The following is a 17318-nucleotide window of genomic DNA, read 5'->3' as shown; positions in this document are numbered from 1 at the left end:
GCAATCCATGCGTAAGTCAGGCGTCTTGCAGGCGGAAATCGAACTGCAGGTGCAGTTCTACGATGTCGACATGATGGAAATCGTCTGGCATGGCCATTACGTCAAGTACTTCGAGCAGGCGCGCTGCGCCCTGCTCGACAAGCTCGACCACAACTACCGGCAGATGCGCGACTCCGGCTACGCCTGGCCGGTGATCGATCTGCAGGTGCGCTACGTGCGCGGCGCGCAATTCGGCCAGCGCATCATCGTGCGCGCCGATCTGGTGGAGTGGGAAAGCCGCCTGAAGATCAATTACCTGATCAGCGATGCCGAGACGGGCGAGCGCATGACCCGCGGCAGCACCGTGCAGGTCGCCGTGGAAATCGCCACGCGGGAAATGCAGTTCGCCTCGCCACAGGTCTTCATCGATGCCGTGCAGAGGGTCATCGCGTGAACCGCCTGCTCAGCGCCGCCCTGGCTGGTGTAGCCCGGATGCAATCCGGGAAAAACCTCATTGCCAGGTGCATCTCCCGGATTATCTCCGGGCTACTGCTGGCGGGCCTTGCCCAGCAGGCCATGGCCTTCGACCTCGACCAGCTCAGCGCACAACTCGGCGAGCCCGAGGTGGTGCGCGGCAGTTTCATCCAGGAAAAACACCTGCGCGCCCTGCCGCAACCGCTGACCAGCCGTGGCCACTTCGTCCTGGCCAAGGATCACGGCCTGCTCTGGCTGCTCGAACGCCCGCTGCAGCAAGATTATCGTATCGACGCCCAAGGCATCGCCCGACGCAGTGACCAGGGTTGGCAGTTCGTCGCCCAGCAAAGCGCCACCGCTCAGCAGAATCGCCTGTTCCTCGCCGTGCTCAAGGGCGACAGCAGCGGCCTGCGTCAGGATTTCGAGCTCAGCCTGAGCGGCACAGCCGAGGCCTGGCAGCTCGATCTGACGCCTCGCAGCGTTCTGCTCAAGCAGGTCTTCAAGGCCATCGTCATCAATGGCGGTGAGCTGGTACAGCGCATCGAGCTGCAGGAAACCCAGGGCGACAGCACCGTGCTGCGCCTTGAGGACAGTCAGGCCGATCAGTCCCTGAGCGATGCGGAGCGACATGACTTCCAGAGTTGAATACTGGGGTTCACGGCTGTTCCCGCTCGCCCTGCTTCTGCTCATTATCGTTGCAGCCTGGCAGTGGCGCGGCGGCGCGCCCATCACGGCCAACCTGCTGGAGCTGGTACCCAACGGCAAGCCAGACGCGCTCGAGCAGCAGGCCGTGCAACGCATGCAGGAGCCGCTCAACCGCGAGCTGCTGGTGCTGATCAGCCACCCGCAGCGCGAACAAGCCCTGGCGTTTGCAGCCGCACTGGGCACGCGCTGGCAGCAGCAGGCGCTGTTCGAGAAGGTGCAGTGGGAGCCGCAAGCCGACCTGTCTGGCATACGCCAGCAATTGCAGGATCAGCGCCTGGCGCTGTTGCCGGCTGCCGACCGCCAATTGCTGATCGACAACCCGGCCGCCTTCGTCGAGCGACGTGTTCAGGATCTGTTCGACCCCTTCCGCAGCCAGGGCGTGGTTGCCACCAACGATGACCTGCTCGGCCTCAGCACCCTGGTGGAGAAAGGCCTTCCCCACCACCACAATGTCCAGGTCGATCTCAGCGGCGCGCTGATCGCCGAAAGCGAGGGAATCACCTGGGCCCTGCTACGCGCCCGCACCAATGCCGACGCCTTCGACGGCAACCTGGCGCTGGCGGTGGACGATCTGGTCATTCAGGCCCGCGACGAGGTGCAGGCACGCGGCGGCCAATTGCTCGCCAGCAGCGGGTTGCTGTACTCCGCCCACGGCCAGCGCGAGGCCACACGCGAAATCAGCCTGATGGGCAGCATCGCCAGTGCCGGCGTCCTGTTGATGCTGCTGCTGGTGTTTCGCCGGGTACGCGTGTTGCTCGCCTTCATCCCCGCTGCCATTGGCGTATTCGCCGGGCTCACGGCTTGCGTCGCGGTGTTCGGCCACATCCACGTGATGACCCTGGTGCTGGGCGCCAGCCTGATCGGCGTGGCCATCGACTACCCCCTGCACCTGCTGTCGAAGAGCTGGACGCTGCAACCCTGGGATAGCTGGCGTGCCTTGCGCGCCACGCTGCTCGGTCTGAGTCTCGGTCTGCTGACCAACGTCATCGGCTATCTGGCCCTGGCCTTCACGCCGTTCCCGGCACTCAAGCAGGTAGCGATCTTTTCCGCAGCCGGCCTGATCGGCGCCTACCTGAGCACCCTGTTCCTGCTGCCAACGCTGCTCGGCAAAGCCGAGATCCGCCCCTGGCAGCCGCCGCATGTCCTGGCACAGCGTCTGCTCGACTGGCGCGAAGCCTTGCTGCGTAAACTGCCCACACCCTGGCTGCTGTTGATCTTCGCCCTGTTCTGCGCTGGTGGCCTGCTGCAGCTCTCGCACAAGGACGACCTGCGCCAGTGGGCCAGCGTGCCGCCGCAATTGCTGGAGCAATCGAAAACCATCAGCCAGATCGTCGGCATGCAACCGACCAGTCAGTTCTTTCTGGTGCGCGGCGACGATGAAGAGCAATTGCTGCAACGCCAGCAGTCGTTGAGCCAGCGCCTGGACAGGCTGGTCGAGCAGGGTCAGTTGAAGAGCTATCTGGCGTTGAGCCAACTGATCGCGCCGGCCACACAGCAGGAAAAACTGCGTCAGGCCGTGGCACAACTCCCGAGCCACAGCACCGCACTCAGCGAACTGGGCATCCCCGCCGCTGCCATCGAACAGGAAGCACAACAGCTGCAAGCCCTGCCGACGCTGAGTATCGAGCAGGTGCTCGCCGCGCCGCTGAGTGAGCCCTGGCGACCACTCTGGCTGGGCAACGCCGATGACGGCCAGGTCGCCGGGCTGATCAGCCTGCAAGGATTGACCGACAGCGACCTGCTCGACGCCCAGGCCGAAGGCCTCGACGGGGTAAAACTGGTCGACCGTCTCGGCGAGCTCAATCGCCTGTTCGCCGCCACGCAAGTCAGTGCCGCCGAACTGAAGCTGGCCTCCTGCCTGCTGATCTTCGCCGTACTCTGCATCTTCTTCGGCGCACGCGGCGCCGCTCGCGTACTGGCGGTTTCTCTATTGGCCGCGCTGGCCAGCCTGGCCAGTCTCGGCTGGCTTGGCCAGCCCTTGACCCTGTTCAGCCTGTTCGGCCTGCTGCTGGTCACCGCCATCGGCGTGGACTACGCCATCCTCATTCGCGAGCGGGTCGGCGGTGCGGCCACCAGCCTGCTCGGCACACTGCTGTCGGCGCTGACCACCTGGTTGTCGTTCGGCCTGCTGGCCGTTTCCAGTACACCTGCGGTGAGCAACTTCGGCCTGGCCATCAGCATCGGCCTGGCGTTCAGCTTCCTCCTCGCCCCCTGGGCGGGTGACGCGCAGACAAAGGAAAAGCAGCCATGACGGTCGCCCTGTTTTGGTTGCTGGCCCTGGCCATCTATGCACTGGCCGCGGTCGTCGGCGGGCGCCGCTTGATTCCCATCGTCGGCCAGTTGCTGGTAGCGGCACTGGTCATTCCTGCGCTGCTGTTGCTGTGGGCCGAGCCGCACTGGCAGTTGAACGCCAACGAGCTGCTGGCGCCCGACTGGCTGAGTGTTGCCTATGGCCTGTGTTTTGCGCTGCTGCTCGGCTACATCCTCAGCGACGTGATCGACCTCGATCTCAGCTCGGCCTGCGTGAAGATCGCCCTGCCGAGTTTTCTCGTGCCCATGCTGGCAGGCCTGGTCTGTTCGCTCTGGCTACTGCCCGGCGAGCGCGGCTGGCTGAGCGCCGTGGGCATTGGCCTGCTGTTCTCCATCACCGCCATCCCGGTGCTCTATCTGTTTCTGCAGAGCGTCGGTTACCCGGCCGCCGACACCAAGCGTCTGCTGCATGCGGCAATCCTGATGGACTTCATGTGCTGGAGCCTGTTCGGCCTGGCCCAGGGCAGCAGCCAACCGGCGACGCTGCTCTGGCCGCTATTGGCGGCATTGCTGCCGCTGCTCGCGCGCGCGTTCAAGTGGCGCCACCCGTCGTGCTACAGCCTGCCGTTCTTCGCCCTGATGCTGCTGTTTCAGCAGCTTGGACTGAATGCGCTGGTGTTCGGCATCGCCTACATGCTGTGTCTGGCCTATCTGAAGCAACCCTTCGTCCTGCCGTTGTCGCAGCGCCACTGGAAGCTGCTGATGAATGGTATCGCGGTCCCGCTGATTCTCACTTATGGCGTGCTGCGTGTGGATTTCCATGGCCTGGATCAACACATGTCCTGGCTGGTGATAGGTACCCTGCTGGCACTGCCGGTCATCAGTAAGGTGCTTGGCAGTTGGCTGGGCCTGCATTGGGCAGACCCGGCTGCGTCGGCGCGGATCAAGTGGCGTGAAAGCCTGCTGCTGAACATCCGTGGCCTGACCGAAATCGTGTTCCTAAACCTGCTCCTGCAGTTCCAGCTGATTGATTCAACGGTGTACTTCGGCCTGCTGCTGATGAGTCTGTTCTCTACTCTGTTGCCTGCCCTGCTGGGCCGGCACACCGTCAATCATGAAGCGAAAGCCCGCTATGAAATCTCCTGAACTCGAACAACGTCAGATCGTCGTCATCGGTGCCGGCCCCTCCGGCGCCATCGCCGCCGCCATTCTCAAGCGCCAGGGCCATGACGTACTGGTGCTGGAGCGCCAGCGCTTCCCGCGTTTTTCCATCGGCGAGAGCCTGCTGTCGCATTGCCTGGACTTCGTCGAAGAGGCCGGCATGCTCGAAGCGGTTCAGGCCGCCGGTTTCCAGACCAAGCACGGCGCCGCATTCGCCTGGGGCGAGCGCTATACCAGCTTCGATTTTCGCGACAAGTTCACCGAGGGCAAGGGCTCGACCTATCAGGTGATCCGCGCCGACTTCGACAAGCTGCTGGCCGACGAGGCCGAGCGTCAGGGCGTAGAAATCCGCTACGAAGAGGAAATCTTCGCTGCCGACTTCAGCGGCGACTGCCCGCGCCTGTCGGTACGTCGCCTGGCCGACGGCCATGAATACCAGGTCGAGTGCGCCTTCGTCCTCGACGGCAGCGGTTATGGCCGCGTACTGCCGCGCCTGCTCGATCTCGACACGCCGTCGGCCTTCCCGGTCCGCCGCGCGGTGTTCACCCACATCGAGGACAACATCGATCCAGCCTCGGGTTTCAACCGCGAGATGATCCTCATCACCACTCACCCGACCCTGCGTGACGTGTGGTTCTGGACCATTCCATTCAGCAACGGCCGCTGCTCGCTGGGCGTGGTCGCCGCGGCCGAGCACTACCAGAACTCCCCGAAAGATCTCGATGCCTGCCTCAAGCAGTTCGTCGCCGAAACACCGTCGCTGAGCAAGGTGCTGGGTAACGCCGTGTGGGACACCCCGGCGCGCGAGATCAACGGCTACTCGGCCAACGTAAAGAGCCTGCACGGCCCGGGCTTCGCGCTGCTGGGCAACGCCGCCGAGTTCCTCGATCCGGTGTTCAGCTCGGGCGTGACCATCGCCATGCGCTCGGCGAGCATGGCCGCCGGGCTGCTGCATCGGCAGTTGAACGGCGAAGCGGTGGACTGGGAAAACGAGTTCGCCATCCCGCTCAAACGCGGCGTCGATACCTTCCGCGTTTACGTCGAGGGCTGGTACGAGGGCTCCTTCCAGGACGTGATCTATTACGAGAACGCCTCCCCAGAAATTCGCCGCATGATCAGTTCGATCCTTGCCGGCTACGCCTGGGACGGTAAAAATCCCTATGTTTCCGAACCACGCCGGCGCCTGCGAGTACTCGCAGAGCTTTGCTCCCCAAACTGACAAGGATCGTCGATGAACGCCCTGCGCCCCGTCTCGCCCACCTACGTCGAAGAAACCCGCTTCGGCTTCTGGTTCCTGCAGAGCCATGTGTGGCAACACCATGTGTTGCGGGTCGCGATCAACGACCTGGTGCGCCTGACCGGCAGCCCGCTGCCGCAAGCCCCCGTGCTGCTCGATGCCGGCTGCGGTCAGGGCCGTTCCTTCGGCCTGCTCAACGCCGCCTTCGCACCGACACGGATGATCGGTCTCGACGCCGACCCGCACAGCCTCGAGTGCTCGCGTCGCGAGGCCGAGCGCCTGGGCCTGGAGGTCGAACTGATCGCCAGCGACTGCGCCTCCATCGACCTGCCCGACGCCAGCGTCGACCTGCTGTTCTGCCATCAGACCCTGCACCACCTGGTGGAGCAGGAACAGGCGCTCGCCGAATTCTGGCGCGTGCTCAAGCCCGGTGGCCGGCTGCTGTTGGCCGAGTCGACCAAGTTCTACATCGATACCTGGGTGATCCGCTGGCTGTTCCGCCATCCGATGCACGTGCAACGTAGCGCCGAGCAGTACCTGGACATGCTGCGTGCACAGGGCTTCCAATTCGACGATACCCGCGTTTCCTACCCCTACCTGTGGTGGAGCCGGGCCAAGGACTTCGGCCTGCTGGAACGTTGGGGCCTGATGCGGCCCAAGCCGGTCGGCCAACGCGACGAAACGCTGCTCAACGTGGTGGCGCGCAAACCGTGATGCCACGCATACTCCTGCTCGTCGCCAGCCTGCTGCTGGGCGCCTGCACCGCACGCACACCCGTGCCGCAAGTGGCCCCGGCACTAGTCGCGCCCTTGCCGCTCACCTTGCAGATCCGGCGTGAACAGGCGGACGCGCTCCAAGACTGGTTGCTGGTGATCCAGCAGGAAGGTTCGCTCCTGCGCTGGTCGCTGCTGGATCCGCTCGGCATTCCCCTGGCCCGCCAACTGCTGGATGCCGGGAAGTGGCACAACGACGGATTGCTGCCACCCAATAGCGAAGCGCGCGAGCTGTTCGCCACGCTGCTGTTCGCCCTGGCTCGCGCCGACGCACTGCATGCTTACCCGCCCGGCAGTTGGCAGCAGGTGAATGATGAGCAGCGCCGACTCGAGCCGGACTGGGTCATCGATTACCACGGCCCACTGGATTTCACCCTTGGCAAGACCGGTTTGAACTACCGGATACGCGTACTGAACCTGGAAGAAAGCGACTGATGCACCGTTCCCCCACCCCCGGCTACCTCAATGCACTCGGCCTGCTCTGCGCCCTCGGCGAAGGCAAGCAGGCCGTGGCCGATGCGCTGTTTGCCGGCGACGCCTCGGGCATGCGTGCCGAAGCGGGCTGGGTCAGCGACCGCAGCCTGACGGTAGGCGCCGTGCATGTCGATCTGCCCGACATGCCTGCAGGTTTCGAGGCATTCCACAGCCGCAACAACCAGTTGCTGCTGGCCGCTGCGCAGCAGATCGAGCCCGAGCTGCGCGCAGCCATCACCCGCTTTGGCGCGCAGCGCGTCGGCCTGGTGCTGGGCACCAGCACCTCGGGCATCCGTGAAGCGGGTGAGCATATCGCGCGTCACTTCAACGAAGGCGTGCTACCCGCCGAATACGACTACGCCCAACAGGAAATGGCTGCACCGGCCAACTTCCTCGCCGACTGGCTGGGCCTGACGGGCCCGGTGTACTGTCAGTCCACGGCCTGTACCTCCAGCGCCCGCGCCATGCTCAGCGCTCATCGCCTGCTCAGCCAGGGTATGTGCGATGCGGTGATCTGCGGTGGCGTCGACAGCCTGTGCCGCCTCACCCTGAATGGTTTCTCGTCGCTAGAAGCCGTCTGCGCCGAACCCTGCAATCCGTTCTCGGTGAACCGCCACGGCATCAATATCGGTGAGGCGGCGGCGTTGTTCCTGATGACCCGCGAGCATAGTCCCATCGCCTTCTTCGGCGGAGGCGCCACCTCGGACGCCCACCATATCTCCGCACCGCACCCGGAAGGTCTCGGCGCCCGTGCAGCCATGGAGAAGGCGCTGATCCAGGCCGGCATCGGCGCCAGCGAAATCGACTATCTCAATCTGCACGGCACCGCTACCCGACATAACGACGCGATGGAGAGCAAGGCCGTGCACGCGCTGTTCCCCGACGGCCTGCCCTGCTCTTCGAGCAAACCCATGACCGGCCACACCCTGGGCGCTGCCGGTGCGCTGGAAGCGGCCTTCTGCTGGCTCACCCTGAGCGAATACAACCGTGACGGTCTGCTTCCGCCACACCTCTGGGATGGCCAGCACGACCCCGAACTGGCGCCCCTCGAGCTCGTCCAGCCTGGCGCACGCCTGGCCCGCGACAAGGGTCGCTACCTGATGAGCAACTCCTTCGCCTTCGGCGGCAACAATGTCGCGCTGATCCTGGGAGATGCGTCATGAGCCTGTGGCCAGTCGCCGAACTGGTACCCCATGCGGGCAACATGGTGCTGCTCGATGAAGTACTGAGCTGCGATAGCGAAGCGATCGAGGTACGCCTCACAGTGCGCCCCGGCGGCCTGCTCAGCGATGCTGACGGCAGCCTGCCGGCCTGGACCGGCATCGAGCTGATGGCACAGGCCATTGCCGCCTTTGCCGGTATCCAGGCCAAGCGAGCTGGTTTGCCGGTGGAGCTGGGCTTTCTCCTCGGCACCCGCAAGTACACCTGTAACGTCGAGAGCTTTCCGGCCGGAAGCGAATTGCGCATCCGCGCCCTGTGCTCGCTACAGGACGACAATGGCATGGGTGTGTTCGAATGCCACCTGCAAGGCCCCGGCATCCAGGCCGAAGCCCGCCTCAACGTGTTCCGCCCGCCGCAACCGGCGGTCTATCTACAAGAGCAGCAAGAACAATCCCATGACTGAAAGCACTTCTGCCGCCACCGTTCTGGTCACCGGTTCCAGCCGTGGTATCGGCCGCGCCATTGCATTGCGCCTGGCGCGCTCGGGCCATGACATCGTCCTGCACTGCCGCTCGCGCCGCGATGAGGCCGAAGCCGTGCAGGCGCAGATCGCCGAACTGGGTCGCCAGGCGCGCATCCTGCAATTCGACGTGTCCGACCGCGCAGCCTGCCGCGAGGCGCTGGAGGCCGATGTCGAGCAACACGGCGCCTACTACGGCGTGGTGTGCAACGCCGGCCTGACCCGCGATGGCGCCTTTCCGGCGCTGTCCGAGGACGACTGGGATCAGGTCATGCGTACCAACCTGGACGGTTTCTTCAACGTGCTGCACCCGCTGACCATGCCGATGATTCGTCGCCGCGCGCCAGGCCGCATCGTCTGCATCACCTCGGTATCGGGTCTGGTCGGCAACCGCGGTCAGGTCAACTACAGCGCGTCCAAGGCCGGCGTGATCGGCGCCGCCAAGGCCCTGGCGATCGAGCTGGCCAAGCGCAAGATCACCGTCAACTGCGTAGCGCCCGGCCTGATCGATACCGAGATCCTCGACGAGCTGGTACCGGTGGACGAGATTCTCAAGATGATCCCGGCCGCCCGTATGGGCACCCCCGAAGAGGTGGCCGGTGCGGTGAACTTTCTGATGTCCGACGAGGCGGCGTACATTACGCGCCAGGTTCTCGCGGTGAATGGTGGTTTGTGTTGATGAAACGTGTAGTCATCACCGGCATGGCCGGTATCACCTCGCTGGGCAGCGACTGGCCAACCATCTCGGCCGCGTTCAAGGCTGGCAAGAGTGGTATCCGCCGCATGGACGAATGGGACCGCTTCACCGAGCTGAACACCCGCCTGGGTGGGCCGGTGGACGATTTCGTCCAGCCCAAGCACTGGAACCGCAAGCAGACGCGCAGCATGGGCCGGGTGTCCAAGCTGGCCGTGTACGCCGCCGAACGCGCCCTGGAGCACGCTGGGCTGCTCGGCGACCCATGCATCGCCGACGGGCGCATGGGCGTGGCCTGTGGTTCGTCCACCGGCAGCACCGAGGAGGTCAAGGCCTTCGGCAACATGCTGCTGAACTCGGTGGCGGACGGCCTCAACGCCAATTCCTATATCCGCATGATGCCGCACACCACGGCGGCCAATATCAGCATCTTCTTCGGTCTCAAGGGCCGCCTGATCCCCACGTCCAGCGCCTGCACCAGTGGCAGCCAGGGCATCGGCTATGCCTACGAGGCGATCAAGTTCGGCCGCCTGAAGATGATGGTCGCCGGCGGCGCCGAAGAGCTGTGCCCCACCGAAGCCATGGTCTTCGATGCGCTCTACGCCACCAGCCTGAAGAACGACGCCCCACACACCAGCCCGCGCCCCTACGACAGCGGCCGTGACGGTCTGGTAATCGGTGAAGGCGCCGGCATCCTGGTGCTCGAAGAGCTGGAGCATGCCCTCGCTCGTGGCGCCACTATCCATGCCGAGATCGTCGGTTTCGGCTGCAACTCCGACGGTCAGCACGCCACCAAACCGGTGCAGGCAACCATGCGCGGCGCCATGCAGCTGGCGCTGGACGACGCGGGCCTGGCGCCGGAGGCCATCGGTTACGTCAACGGCCACGGCACTGCCACCGAACAGGGCGACGTCGCCGAGACCCTGGCCACCAGCAGCCTGTTCGGCGCGCGGATGCCGATCAGCTCGCAGAAGAGCTACCTCGGCCATACCCTGGGCGCCTGCGGCGCGCTGGAGTCCTGGTTCAGCATCGAAATGATGAACTCGGACAGCTACGTCTACACCCTGAACCTGGACGAGATCGACCCGGCCTGCGGTGAGCTGGACTATCTGCGCGGCGAGTTCCGCCAGATGAGCCATGAGTACGTGATGAACAACAACTTCGCCTTTGGTGGCGTCAACACCTCGCTGATCTTCAAGCGCTGGCAATGACCTTCAACTGACAAGGAACAAGGATGATGTCTCATTTCACTCGATCTGCTCTGATCGTTGCGCTGCTGGGCGTCGCAGCCTGTACGTCAAAACCGGTGATGAACATTGAGAACCGGACACCCACTTCGGCGGTCAGGAATGAGGATGATATGCGCCGCGCTATTCTCAGCGCCCTGCAAAACCGCCAGTGGACGGTCGAGCGTGCCGACCGGGGCAATATCATGGCGTTGATCCAGCGTCGCAGCCACCAGGCCGAGATCACCATTCCCTATAGCGTGTCGAGCTATTCGATCCGCTATCGCGACAGCCAGAACCTTGGCTACAAGAACGGCAAGATCCATCGCAATTACAACAACTGGATCCATAATCTGGATCGCAGCATCCAGCAGGAACTGAACAGGGCTTCCTTCTAGCAGGTGCCTGGTTGGTAACGGCCTGTTCATCAGTGCGACAGGCCCACGCGCAGCAGACGTTGAACGCGCTCTTACACACAGTGATATTCAAGGAGATACCCATGCAAGCCAAAATCTGGACCACTGCCGCTCTTCTCTCCGTCGCCCTGCTGCCCGGCCTCAGCCAGGCGCGCGACACCGCTCACTTCCTCGACTTCCAGTCGGTGGTCAACGAAGCCACCCAGGCCGGTCGTCTCGACGGTTCGGTGAAGTTCTACCTGAACAAGACTCCGGCTGGCGCACAGATCATCAACGCCAACGTCACCACCAGCCAGAAGACCAACGCTTTCAACAAGAGTGATGAAGAAGCCTGCAGCTGGGTTCTGCAATCGGCCCTGATCAAACTGCAGAACGCCGCCAAGGTTGCCGGTGCCAACGCCGTGGTCGACCTGGCCAGCAACTACAAGAACAAGGAATACCGCGACGACAGCAAATACGAATGCCATGCCGGCGCCATCATGGCCGGTGTCGCGCTGAAGGCCAAATACGCCAAGGTGAAGTGACACCAGCGGCACTCACGCAAAGGCCACCGTCGAGGTGGCCTTTTCACGCAAGGAAGCCCTCTCCCATGTCGAAACTACGCATAACCCTGCCCTTGCTCGCAGCGATAACCCTACTCGGCGGTTGCACTGCTACCCGGGTCACGCCACTAAAGGCGGCGGCCGACCAGATGTGTATCGAAGAGAACCCAAAAGTTCAGGTCAGCGACTTCGTGTCCGTACTGCAGGAAGGCTTCGCACGGCATGGAATCCAGACGCAGATCTACTCGAAGATTCCCAGAGCAGACTGCCCTTATGTGGTGACATACACCGCCCGCCGCTCCTGGGACATGGCGCCCTATCTGTCCACCGCCGAAATCACCATCCTCGGCCCCCGTCGTCAGACACTGGCCAAGGCCAACTATCACCTGCGCGGCAAAGGCGGTTTGTCGCTGATGAAATGGCAAGGCACCAAAAGCAAGATCGACCCGGTCATCGACGAGTTGCTGGCCAGCGCTCAGTTGAGCAGCACAACCCCACCTGCCACACAGGCCACCTCGACACCCGGGCCACGCAAAAGCCTGGATGAACGAGTGCGCGACCTGCAACAGCAGAACCTCGGCTATGAAGACTATCAGCGCGCCTATCGACAGTTGCTGCTGGAGCACCAGAGCGCGCAATAGCAACCCTGCGTGAGATCAGAGCACGAGCGGCACGAACATCCAGCTTCGCCCCATGTACTCGCGGTAGGCCTCGCCGAAATAGGCCAGGCACTCGCGCTCTTCGCAGCGCGCCGAACACCACAGCAGCACACTGGAAAGCACAGCCAGCAGGACGATCAGCACATCGATGCGCTTGAAAGCGATGCCCCAGGCCAGCAGCAGCAACGAGCAGTACATCGGATGGCGGATGTAGCGGAAGATACCGCCCGTCACCAGTTGCGACGTGCGCTCGAAGGCGAATAGCTCATCATCCTGGCGCTGCGTACCCGCCTGACCAAAACGGCGCATCTGGTACACGCCCGCGAACAGCACCGCCAGCGAAAGACTCAGTAGCCCCCAGGATATGCGCTGATGCAGTTCACCCCGGTCGCCAAACCAGGACGGCGCATTGAGCACCAGCATCAGCGCCATCGCCTCCCAGGCGAGGAATCGATAGAAGCCGTGACTGCGCGGATTGCCCAAGGTGCGCCAGGAAATGCCTACCAGCACTGCGCTGAGCATCACAAAAGCCGCCAACTGCCAGATTGTCACTGCATCCTCCCTCTATCCCTGCCTCTGTTACACTGCGTCACCCGTACGTACCGACCGCCTGCCATGGATCGCACCCAACTGCACACACTGCTGCCGCACCAGGGCGACGCGCTATGGCTGGATGCATTGGTCGATCATGACAGCCTCAATATCCGCGGCCTCAGTGCCTGGCATCACCTCGACAAGCTTGGCGAAAATGCCTCGCCCTGCCTGCTGTTCGAAGCCGCAGCCCAGCTTTGCGCCGCACATGGTGCCCTATACGGCGAAGCGGATGCCATCGAAATGGCCCTGGTCGGCAAACTTTCCCAGCTCCATCTGCACCCGGTCACACGCAGTGCAGAACCACTGCTGGTGAGCGCCCAGCAGGAGGCGCTGAGCCCGGCCGGCGCCCTCTATGCCTTTGCCATCCATGCCGGCGCGCAACCGCTGCTGGACGGCAAACTGCTGCTGGTACTCGTCCGTGCTTGAACTAAGCAACGTCAGCTTTCGCTACCCAGGCGCAGACACTTCGGCGCTGCAAGGCATCGATCTGCAACTGGAGGAAGGCCAGTGCCTGGGCCTGCTCGGCAGCAACGGCGCCGGCAAAACCACACTGCTGGCCTTGCTCAGCGATACGCTGGCCCTGCAACAGGGCGAAATCCGCTGGCACGGCCCGCGCAGCCTGGGTCTGGTGCCGCAGCAGCTGGCGTTCTATGCCGAACTCACAGTGGCCGAGAACCTCGCCCTGTTCGCCGATCTCTACCGCCTCCAGGGCACCCAGCGCCGCCAGCGCCTGGAGCTGTGCATCGCCAGCAGTGCCCTGGAAGACAAGTTGCCGCGCCGAGCAGCACGCCTGTCCGGTGGCGAGCAACGTCGCCTGAACTTCGCCATCGGCCTGCTCCAACCCGCGCGTCTGTACCTGTTCGACGAAGCCACAGTCGGCGTCGACGCCGGCAGCCGCCAGTTGCTGCTCGATGCCGTAGGGCGACTCGCTGCGCAAGGCCATGGGGTGATCTACACCAGTCACTATCTGGACGAGGTCGAGCGCGTGGCCGGGCGCATCCTGCTTCTTCATGAGGGTAAGGTGCGCCTCGATGTGGACAAGAATCAACTGCTCGATGCCGGCCACGGCCTGCTGCTGGAATGGCCGGAGCAGGTACCGGCCGGTTTTCAAGGGCTGCTTGACCAACTGCAGCTGAGCGCCGAGGCGCTGCCGGATGGTCTGCGCATCAGTAATCTGGACTGCCAGCAACTGCTCGCCATCACCCAGTACCTTGCCGCGCAGCCGACCCCACCGAGCCTGCTGCGCTTTGGCCGGCCATCACTGGAACAGCTCTACCTGAGCCTCAACGGAGGCCGCCTGTGAGCCCGTTGCTGGCGCTGGTGCGCAAGGAATGCCTGCTGCTGCTGCGCGACCCGCACGCGCTGGCCGTGCTGTTCATCATGCCGATCCTGTTTCTCGTGCTGATGGCCGCCGCGCTGTCCAACTACCTGCGCGACCAGCCGCCACCGCTGAGCGTGGTGCTGGAGGTGCCACGCAGCAGCGAGGCCAGCCAGTTCTTCCATGAGGCGCTGATGGCCCAGCTGCCAGGCAGCCTGCTGCTGGCCAGCAGCGATGAAGCACTGCCGCGAATCAGCCTTGCCAGCGACTTCTCCGAGACCCTGCTAAACATTCCCCACAAAGGGCCGGTGCTGAGCTTTCCCGCGCGCTTCGACAGTCAGAGCCGTCAGCGCCTGCGCGCGGCGCTGAACATCGCCCTGGCGCAGACGCGCCTGCTCGCCTACCTCGAAGACAGCGAAGCGCTGCCAGCAGAGATGACGGCAGACGAACGCTGGCAACTTATCCGCCAGCGTACGCAGAGCGAAGTCGTTGAATTCCAGGTACTGGCCAGCGGCGAACTCAGCGGCAAGGCCAACGCCAGCCAGCTGAGCGTGCCAGCCTGGCTGATCTTCGGCATGTTCTTCGTCGCCCTGCCGATGGCCGGCGGCTTCCAGCGCGAACAACAGAGCGGCGCACTCCTTCGTTTTCGTGCGCTGGGCGTGAGCCCTGCCAGCCTGATTCTGAGCAAGTTGCTGCCCTACCTGGCGATCAATCTGCTGCAGTTCGCCCTGCTGCTGGCCATCGGCATCCATATCCTGCCGCTGCTCGGCCTGAGCGGCCTGAACCTGCCAGGCTCGCCACTGGCCTATGTACTGCTGGCCCTGAGCCTGAGCCTGGCGGCCTGCAGCCTGGGCCTGCTGCTGGCCGCACTGGCACGTAGCGGCGAACAGGCGTTGCTGCTGGGCGGTGGCCTCAATATCATCCTCGCCGCAATCGGCGGCATCATGGTGCCCAAGAGCGTGATGCCAGAAGCGATGAGCCAACTGGCGGAAATCTCGCCGATGAGCTGGGCACTGGACGCCTTCCTGACCCTGCTGGTGGGCCAGGGAACGCTTGCCGACATCGCCCCTGACTGTGCCCGTCTTCTGCTGTTCGCCATCCTGCTGGGCGGCACCGGGCTTTTCCTGTTCCGCAAACGAGTGCAGCAAACGCAATGGACGACACACTACTAGAACAAGAACTCAAGCAATTGCTGATCCGTGAGTGCGACAAGGAAGACGACATCGACTGGCAGAGTATCGCCGATGACGAGCCGCTGTTCGGTCAGCAAAGCCGCATCGCCATGGATAGCCTCGATGCCCTGCAGGTGTCCCTGGCGCTGCAGCAGCACTATGGCGTACGCATCGAAGGAGCCAAGGACGGACGGCGCATTCTCAACAGCATCGCCAGCATCGCGGCCTTCATCAGGCAGAAAAAGTGACGCCCATCTACCTCCAGCGCGGCGCCCTGCACAGCGCCCTTGGCGCTGACCTGCGCGCCGCTGGTGCGGCCCTTCAAGGCGGCCAGCGGCCTGTGTCCGGCTCGTTTCTGCTGCATGAGCTGCAGCAGCCGCGCCCCTATCTGGCAGTCGGCGGCTGCGCTGAAAACCGCCCGCAGCGCTGTGACCGACTGCTCGGCGAAACCCTGGGCGAACAGCCGGGGGAGCTGGATGACTGCCTGCTGATCATCGCCAGCACCAGCCTGGATATCGACGACCTCGAACAATTGATCGCCGCAGAAGGCGGTTTTCACCCGGAGCATTCGACCCCGCTCGACCGGCTGGCCGAGGACCTTCGCCAGCGGTGGGGCTTCGCCGACGCCTTCACCCTCAACACCGCCTGCACCAGCGCTGCCAATGGCCTGCTGTATGGAGCGCGAATGCTCGCGTCCGGCCTCTACGAACGCGTGCTGGTACTGGCCTTCGAGACGCCCAGCGCCATCGCCCAACAAGGCTTCGGTGCACTCGAGCTGGTCAGCCCAAGTGGCGTCTACCGGCCCTTTCACCCGGAACGCGACGGCCTGATTCTCGGCGAAGCCTATGCCGCCACGCTGCTGGCAAAGGAGCCCGGCGACGCGCCACTGGCGAAGCTGCTCGGCGGTTTCAGCGCCTGCGACACCAGCAACCTGACCACCACCCACGAAGACGGCAGCCATATCGACTGGGTAATGCGTGAAGCCCTGCGCAGTGCCGGTGTCGACATCGGACAGATCGGTTTGGTGAAACTGCACGGCACCGCCACCGGCGCCAATGACCGCGCCGAGAGCAATGGTGTGCGCCTGCTGTTCGGCGATGCGCTGCCACCGCTGTGTGTGCTCAAACCCTGGCTCGGCCATACCCTGGGCGCCTGCGGCCTCAGCGAAACCCTGCTGCTGGTGGAGAATCTAGCCAGCCTGCCAGGCGTGGACTATGCGGCCGAGGCGCTGCTGCCACTCATTGCCCAGCCGACCAGCATCGCGGCAGACAGCCTGCTGCTGGCCAACTTCTTCGGTTTCGGTGGTAACAATGCCAGCCTGATATTGCAGCGCTGCACGGGAGACCAGGCATGAAGCCGGTCATCGCCGCGTGCAGCGTTCGCGGAGAGGCGCGCTGCTCCGACAAGGATCTCAAGGCCGCGCTGAGCCAGTGGCTGGCTACCCCGCCGCGGCGCATCGACCGCATGATCCTGCAGGCACTGCTATGCAGTGCGCCACTCAAGGCGCGGGTACGTAGCGACTGCGGTCTCTATCTGGCCTCGCGTCACCCGGCACGCGCCACCATGGGCGCACTGCTCGATGCCGTGTGCGTCCACCAGCGCCAGCCCAAGCCCTTTGAGTTCGTCAACAGCGTCAGCAACGCTGCCGGCTTCCACGTCGCCGCTCAATTGGGGCTGGAGGGACCAAACCTGTTTATCGGAGCCGGGACGAATGTATGGAAACAGCTGCAGGCACTGGCTGCCCTGGATCTTTCCGATGGCGTAATCACCCAGGCGCTGCTGGTGGTGATCGACGAGAATGGCGATTTTCAGGCGCAGGCGGTGTTGATCGAGGCGCCAACGAACGCACAGGGCTTTGCCGAGCTGACGGCAGACATCGAAGTGCTGCAGCTGCAGGCTTGTTGACGGCATTGGTGGGCTGAAGCCCACCCTACGATTACGGAGCCGCATCTGCAGTTGTTCT

General features: G+C 63.9%; 21 protein-coding genes. 20 read left to right on the top strand and 1 reads right to left on the bottom strand.

The window, feature by feature from the left end:
- Positions 1 to 7: 7 nt before the first annotated feature.
- From GV002_RS14790 to GV002_RS14725, 14 genes are all read left to right on the top strand, one after another.
- A complete protein-coding gene (locus GV002_RS14790; RefSeq protein ID WP_160019138.1) occupies positions 8 to 433 on the top strand; it encodes an acyl-CoA thioesterase in 426 nt (141 codons plus the stop codon).
- Positions 434 to 471: 38 nt separating this feature from the next.
- Positions 472 to 1098 (top strand): outer membrane lipoprotein carrier protein LolA, encoded by a 627-nt coding sequence (locus tag GV002_RS14785; protein ID WP_256667154.1) that lies wholly within the window; start codon positions 472 to 474, stop codon positions 1096 to 1098.
- Complete coding sequence (locus tag GV002_RS14780; RefSeq protein ID WP_160019137.1) at positions 1082 to 3409, top strand: MMPL family transporter; 2328 nt, start codon at positions 1082 to 1084, stop codon at positions 3407 to 3409. Before GV002_RS14785 ends, GV002_RS14780 begins: the two co-directional genes overlap by 17 nt.
- Positions 3406 to 4554: a sodium:proton antiporter gene (locus GV002_RS14775; RefSeq protein WP_160019136.1), complete on the top strand. Its 1149-nt coding sequence runs from the start codon at positions 3406 to 3408 to the stop codon at positions 4552 to 4554. Before GV002_RS14780 ends, GV002_RS14775 begins: the two co-directional genes overlap by 4 nt.
- Positions 4541 to 5788, top strand: a complete 1248-nt coding sequence (locus GV002_RS14770) for an NAD(P)/FAD-dependent oxidoreductase (protein ID WP_160019135.1) — start codon at positions 4541 to 4543, stop codon at positions 5786 to 5788. The genes GV002_RS14775 and GV002_RS14770 overlap by 14 nt, the downstream gene beginning before the upstream one ends.
- Before the next feature lie 12 nt (positions 5789 to 5800).
- On the top strand, positions 5801 to 6520 hold the full coding sequence (locus tag GV002_RS14765) for a class I SAM-dependent methyltransferase (RefSeq protein ID WP_178094695.1): 720 nt from the start codon (positions 5801 to 5803) through the stop codon (positions 6518 to 6520).
- Entirely contained in the window at positions 6520 to 7014 is a 495-nt protein-coding gene (locus GV002_RS14760; protein WP_160019134.1) for a hypothetical protein, read from the top strand. Before GV002_RS14765 ends, GV002_RS14760 begins: the two co-directional genes overlap by 1 nt.
- Positions 7014 to 8216, top strand: a complete 1203-nt coding sequence (locus GV002_RS14755; protein ID WP_160019133.1) for a beta-ketoacyl-[acyl-carrier-protein] synthase family protein — start codon at positions 7014 to 7016, stop codon at positions 8214 to 8216. The genes GV002_RS14760 and GV002_RS14755 overlap by 1 nt, the downstream gene beginning before the upstream one ends.
- Positions 8213 to 8677: a hotdog family protein gene (locus GV002_RS14750; protein WP_160019132.1), complete on the top strand. Its 465-nt coding sequence runs from the start codon at positions 8213 to 8215 to the stop codon at positions 8675 to 8677. The genes GV002_RS14755 and GV002_RS14750 overlap by 4 nt, the downstream gene beginning before the upstream one ends.
- Positions 8670 to 9413, top strand: a complete 744-nt coding sequence (fabG, locus tag GV002_RS14745; RefSeq protein WP_160019131.1) for a 3-oxoacyl-ACP reductase FabG — start codon at positions 8670 to 8672, stop codon at positions 9411 to 9413. The genes GV002_RS14750 and fabG overlap by 8 nt, the downstream gene beginning before the upstream one ends.
- Complete coding sequence (locus GV002_RS14740; RefSeq protein WP_160019130.1) at positions 9413 to 10639, top strand: beta-ketoacyl-ACP synthase; 1227 nt, start codon at positions 9413 to 9415, stop codon at positions 10637 to 10639. Before fabG ends, GV002_RS14740 begins: the two co-directional genes overlap by 1 nt.
- A 26-nt stretch (positions 10640 to 10665) precedes the next feature.
- Positions 10666 to 11052 (top strand): hypothetical protein, encoded by a 387-nt coding sequence (locus GV002_RS14735; RefSeq protein ID WP_178094693.1) that lies wholly within the window; start codon positions 10666 to 10668, stop codon positions 11050 to 11052.
- A gap of 101 nt (positions 11053 to 11153) precedes the next feature.
- Positions 11154 to 11594: an excinuclease gene (locus GV002_RS14730; RefSeq protein WP_160019128.1), complete on the top strand. Its 441-nt coding sequence runs from the start codon at positions 11154 to 11156 to the stop codon at positions 11592 to 11594.
- Between the two features lie 65 nt (positions 11595 to 11659).
- The gene (locus tag GV002_RS14725) at positions 11660 to 12253 is read left to right on the top strand and encodes an Sbal_3080 family lipoprotein (RefSeq protein ID WP_160019127.1); all 594 of its coding nucleotides are present in this window, start codon (positions 11660 to 11662) and stop codon (positions 12251 to 12253) included.
- Positions 12254 to 12268: 15 nt separating this feature from the next.
- Here the strand turns inward: GV002_RS14725 and GV002_RS14720 are convergent, their stop codons facing one another.
- The gene (locus tag GV002_RS14720; RefSeq protein WP_160019126.1) at positions 12269 to 12823 is read right to left on the bottom strand and encodes a methyltransferase family protein; all 555 of its coding nucleotides are present in this window, start codon (positions 12821 to 12823) and stop codon (positions 12269 to 12271) included.
- 63 nt (positions 12824 to 12886) lie between these two features.
- Between GV002_RS14720 and GV002_RS14715 the strand changes: the two genes are divergently transcribed.
- Genes GV002_RS14715 through GV002_RS14690 form a run of 6 tightly spaced genes read left to right on the top strand, consistent with a single transcriptional unit; the run spans position 12887 to position 17260 of the window.
- A complete protein-coding gene (locus tag GV002_RS14715; protein ID WP_160019125.1) occupies positions 12887 to 13291 on the top strand; it encodes a beta-hydroxyacyl-ACP dehydratase in 405 nt (134 codons plus the stop codon).
- Complete coding sequence (locus GV002_RS14710) at positions 13284 to 14168, top strand: ABC transporter ATP-binding protein (RefSeq protein WP_160019124.1); 885 nt, start codon at positions 13284 to 13286, stop codon at positions 14166 to 14168. The genes GV002_RS14715 and GV002_RS14710 overlap by 8 nt, the downstream gene beginning before the upstream one ends.
- Entirely contained in the window at positions 14165 to 15355 is a 1191-nt protein-coding gene (locus GV002_RS14705; RefSeq protein ID WP_160019123.1) for an ABC transporter permease, read from the top strand. The genes GV002_RS14710 and GV002_RS14705 overlap by 4 nt, the downstream gene beginning before the upstream one ends.
- Positions 15337 to 15603 (top strand): acyl carrier protein, encoded by a 267-nt coding sequence (locus tag GV002_RS14700; protein WP_074676408.1) that lies wholly within the window; start codon positions 15337 to 15339, stop codon positions 15601 to 15603. The genes GV002_RS14705 and GV002_RS14700 overlap by 19 nt, the downstream gene beginning before the upstream one ends.
- Positions 15600 to 16709 (top strand): beta-ketoacyl synthase N-terminal-like domain-containing protein, encoded by a 1110-nt coding sequence (locus GV002_RS14695; protein WP_160019122.1) that lies wholly within the window; start codon positions 15600 to 15602, stop codon positions 16707 to 16709. The genes GV002_RS14700 and GV002_RS14695 overlap by 4 nt, the downstream gene beginning before the upstream one ends.
- The gene (locus tag GV002_RS14690) at positions 16706 to 17260 is read left to right on the top strand and encodes a hypothetical protein (protein WP_160019121.1); all 555 of its coding nucleotides are present in this window, start codon (positions 16706 to 16708) and stop codon (positions 17258 to 17260) included. The genes GV002_RS14695 and GV002_RS14690 overlap by 4 nt, the downstream gene beginning before the upstream one ends.
- Positions 17261 to 17318 lie beyond the last annotated feature (58 nt).

The organism is Pseudomonas sp. 8O (genome assembly GCF_902506495.1).
In the GTDB taxonomy this organism is placed as follows: domain Bacteria; phylum Pseudomonadota; class Gammaproteobacteria; order Pseudomonadales; family Pseudomonadaceae; genus Aquipseudomonas; species Aquipseudomonas chaetocerotis.
Note: the sequence above shows the minus strand (reverse complement) of the source record. Positions and strands in the feature narration are given on the sequence as shown.

Coding starts and splice junctions, on each gene's coding strand:
- GV002_RS14785 (WP_256667154.1), top strand. CDS start 472: ATGCAATCCGGGAAAAACCTCATTGCCAGGTGCATCTCCCGGATTATC.
- GV002_RS14755 (WP_160019133.1), top strand. CDS start 7,014: ATGCACCGTTCCCCCACCCCCGGCTACCTCAATGCACTCGGCCTGCTC.
- GV002_RS14735 (WP_178094693.1), top strand. CDS start 10,666: ATGTCTCATTTCACTCGATCTGCTCTGATCGTTGCGCTGCTGGGCGTC.
- GV002_RS14690 (WP_160019121.1), top strand. CDS start 16,706: ATGAAGCCGGTCATCGCCGCGTGCAGCGTTCGCGGAGAGGCGCGCTGC.
- GV002_RS14740 (WP_160019130.1), top strand. CDS start 9,413: ATGAAACGTGTAGTCATCACCGGCATGGCCGGTATCACCTCGCTGGGC.
- GV002_RS14770 (WP_160019135.1), top strand. CDS start 4,541: ATGAAATCTCCTGAACTCGAACAACGTCAGATCGTCGTCATCGGTGCC.
- GV002_RS14700 (WP_074676408.1), top strand. CDS start 15,337: ATGGACGACACACTACTAGAACAAGAACTCAAGCAATTGCTGATCCGT.
- GV002_RS14765 (WP_178094695.1), top strand. CDS start 5,801: ATGAACGCCCTGCGCCCCGTCTCGCCCACCTACGTCGAAGAAACCCGC.
- fabG (WP_160019131.1), top strand. CDS start 8,670: ATGACTGAAAGCACTTCTGCCGCCACCGTTCTGGTCACCGGTTCCAGC.
- GV002_RS14775 (WP_160019136.1), top strand. CDS start 3,406: ATGACGGTCGCCCTGTTTTGGTTGCTGGCCCTGGCCATCTATGCACTG.
- GV002_RS14760 (WP_160019134.1), top strand. CDS start 6,520: ATGCCACGCATACTCCTGCTCGTCGCCAGCCTGCTGCTGGGCGCCTGC.
- GV002_RS14715 (WP_160019125.1), top strand. CDS start 12,887: ATGGATCGCACCCAACTGCACACACTGCTGCCGCACCAGGGCGACGCG.
- GV002_RS14750 (WP_160019132.1), top strand. CDS start 8,213: ATGAGCCTGTGGCCAGTCGCCGAACTGGTACCCCATGCGGGCAACATG.
- GV002_RS14725 (WP_160019127.1), top strand. CDS start 11,660: ATGTCGAAACTACGCATAACCCTGCCCTTGCTCGCAGCGATAACCCTA.
- GV002_RS14780 (WP_160019137.1), top strand. CDS start 1,082: ATGACTTCCAGAGTTGAATACTGGGGTTCACGGCTGTTCCCGCTCGCC.
- GV002_RS14790 (WP_160019138.1), top strand. CDS start 8: ATGCGTAAGTCAGGCGTCTTGCAGGCGGAAATCGAACTGCAGGTGCAG.
- GV002_RS14730 (WP_160019128.1), top strand. CDS start 11,154: ATGCAAGCCAAAATCTGGACCACTGCCGCTCTTCTCTCCGTCGCCCTG.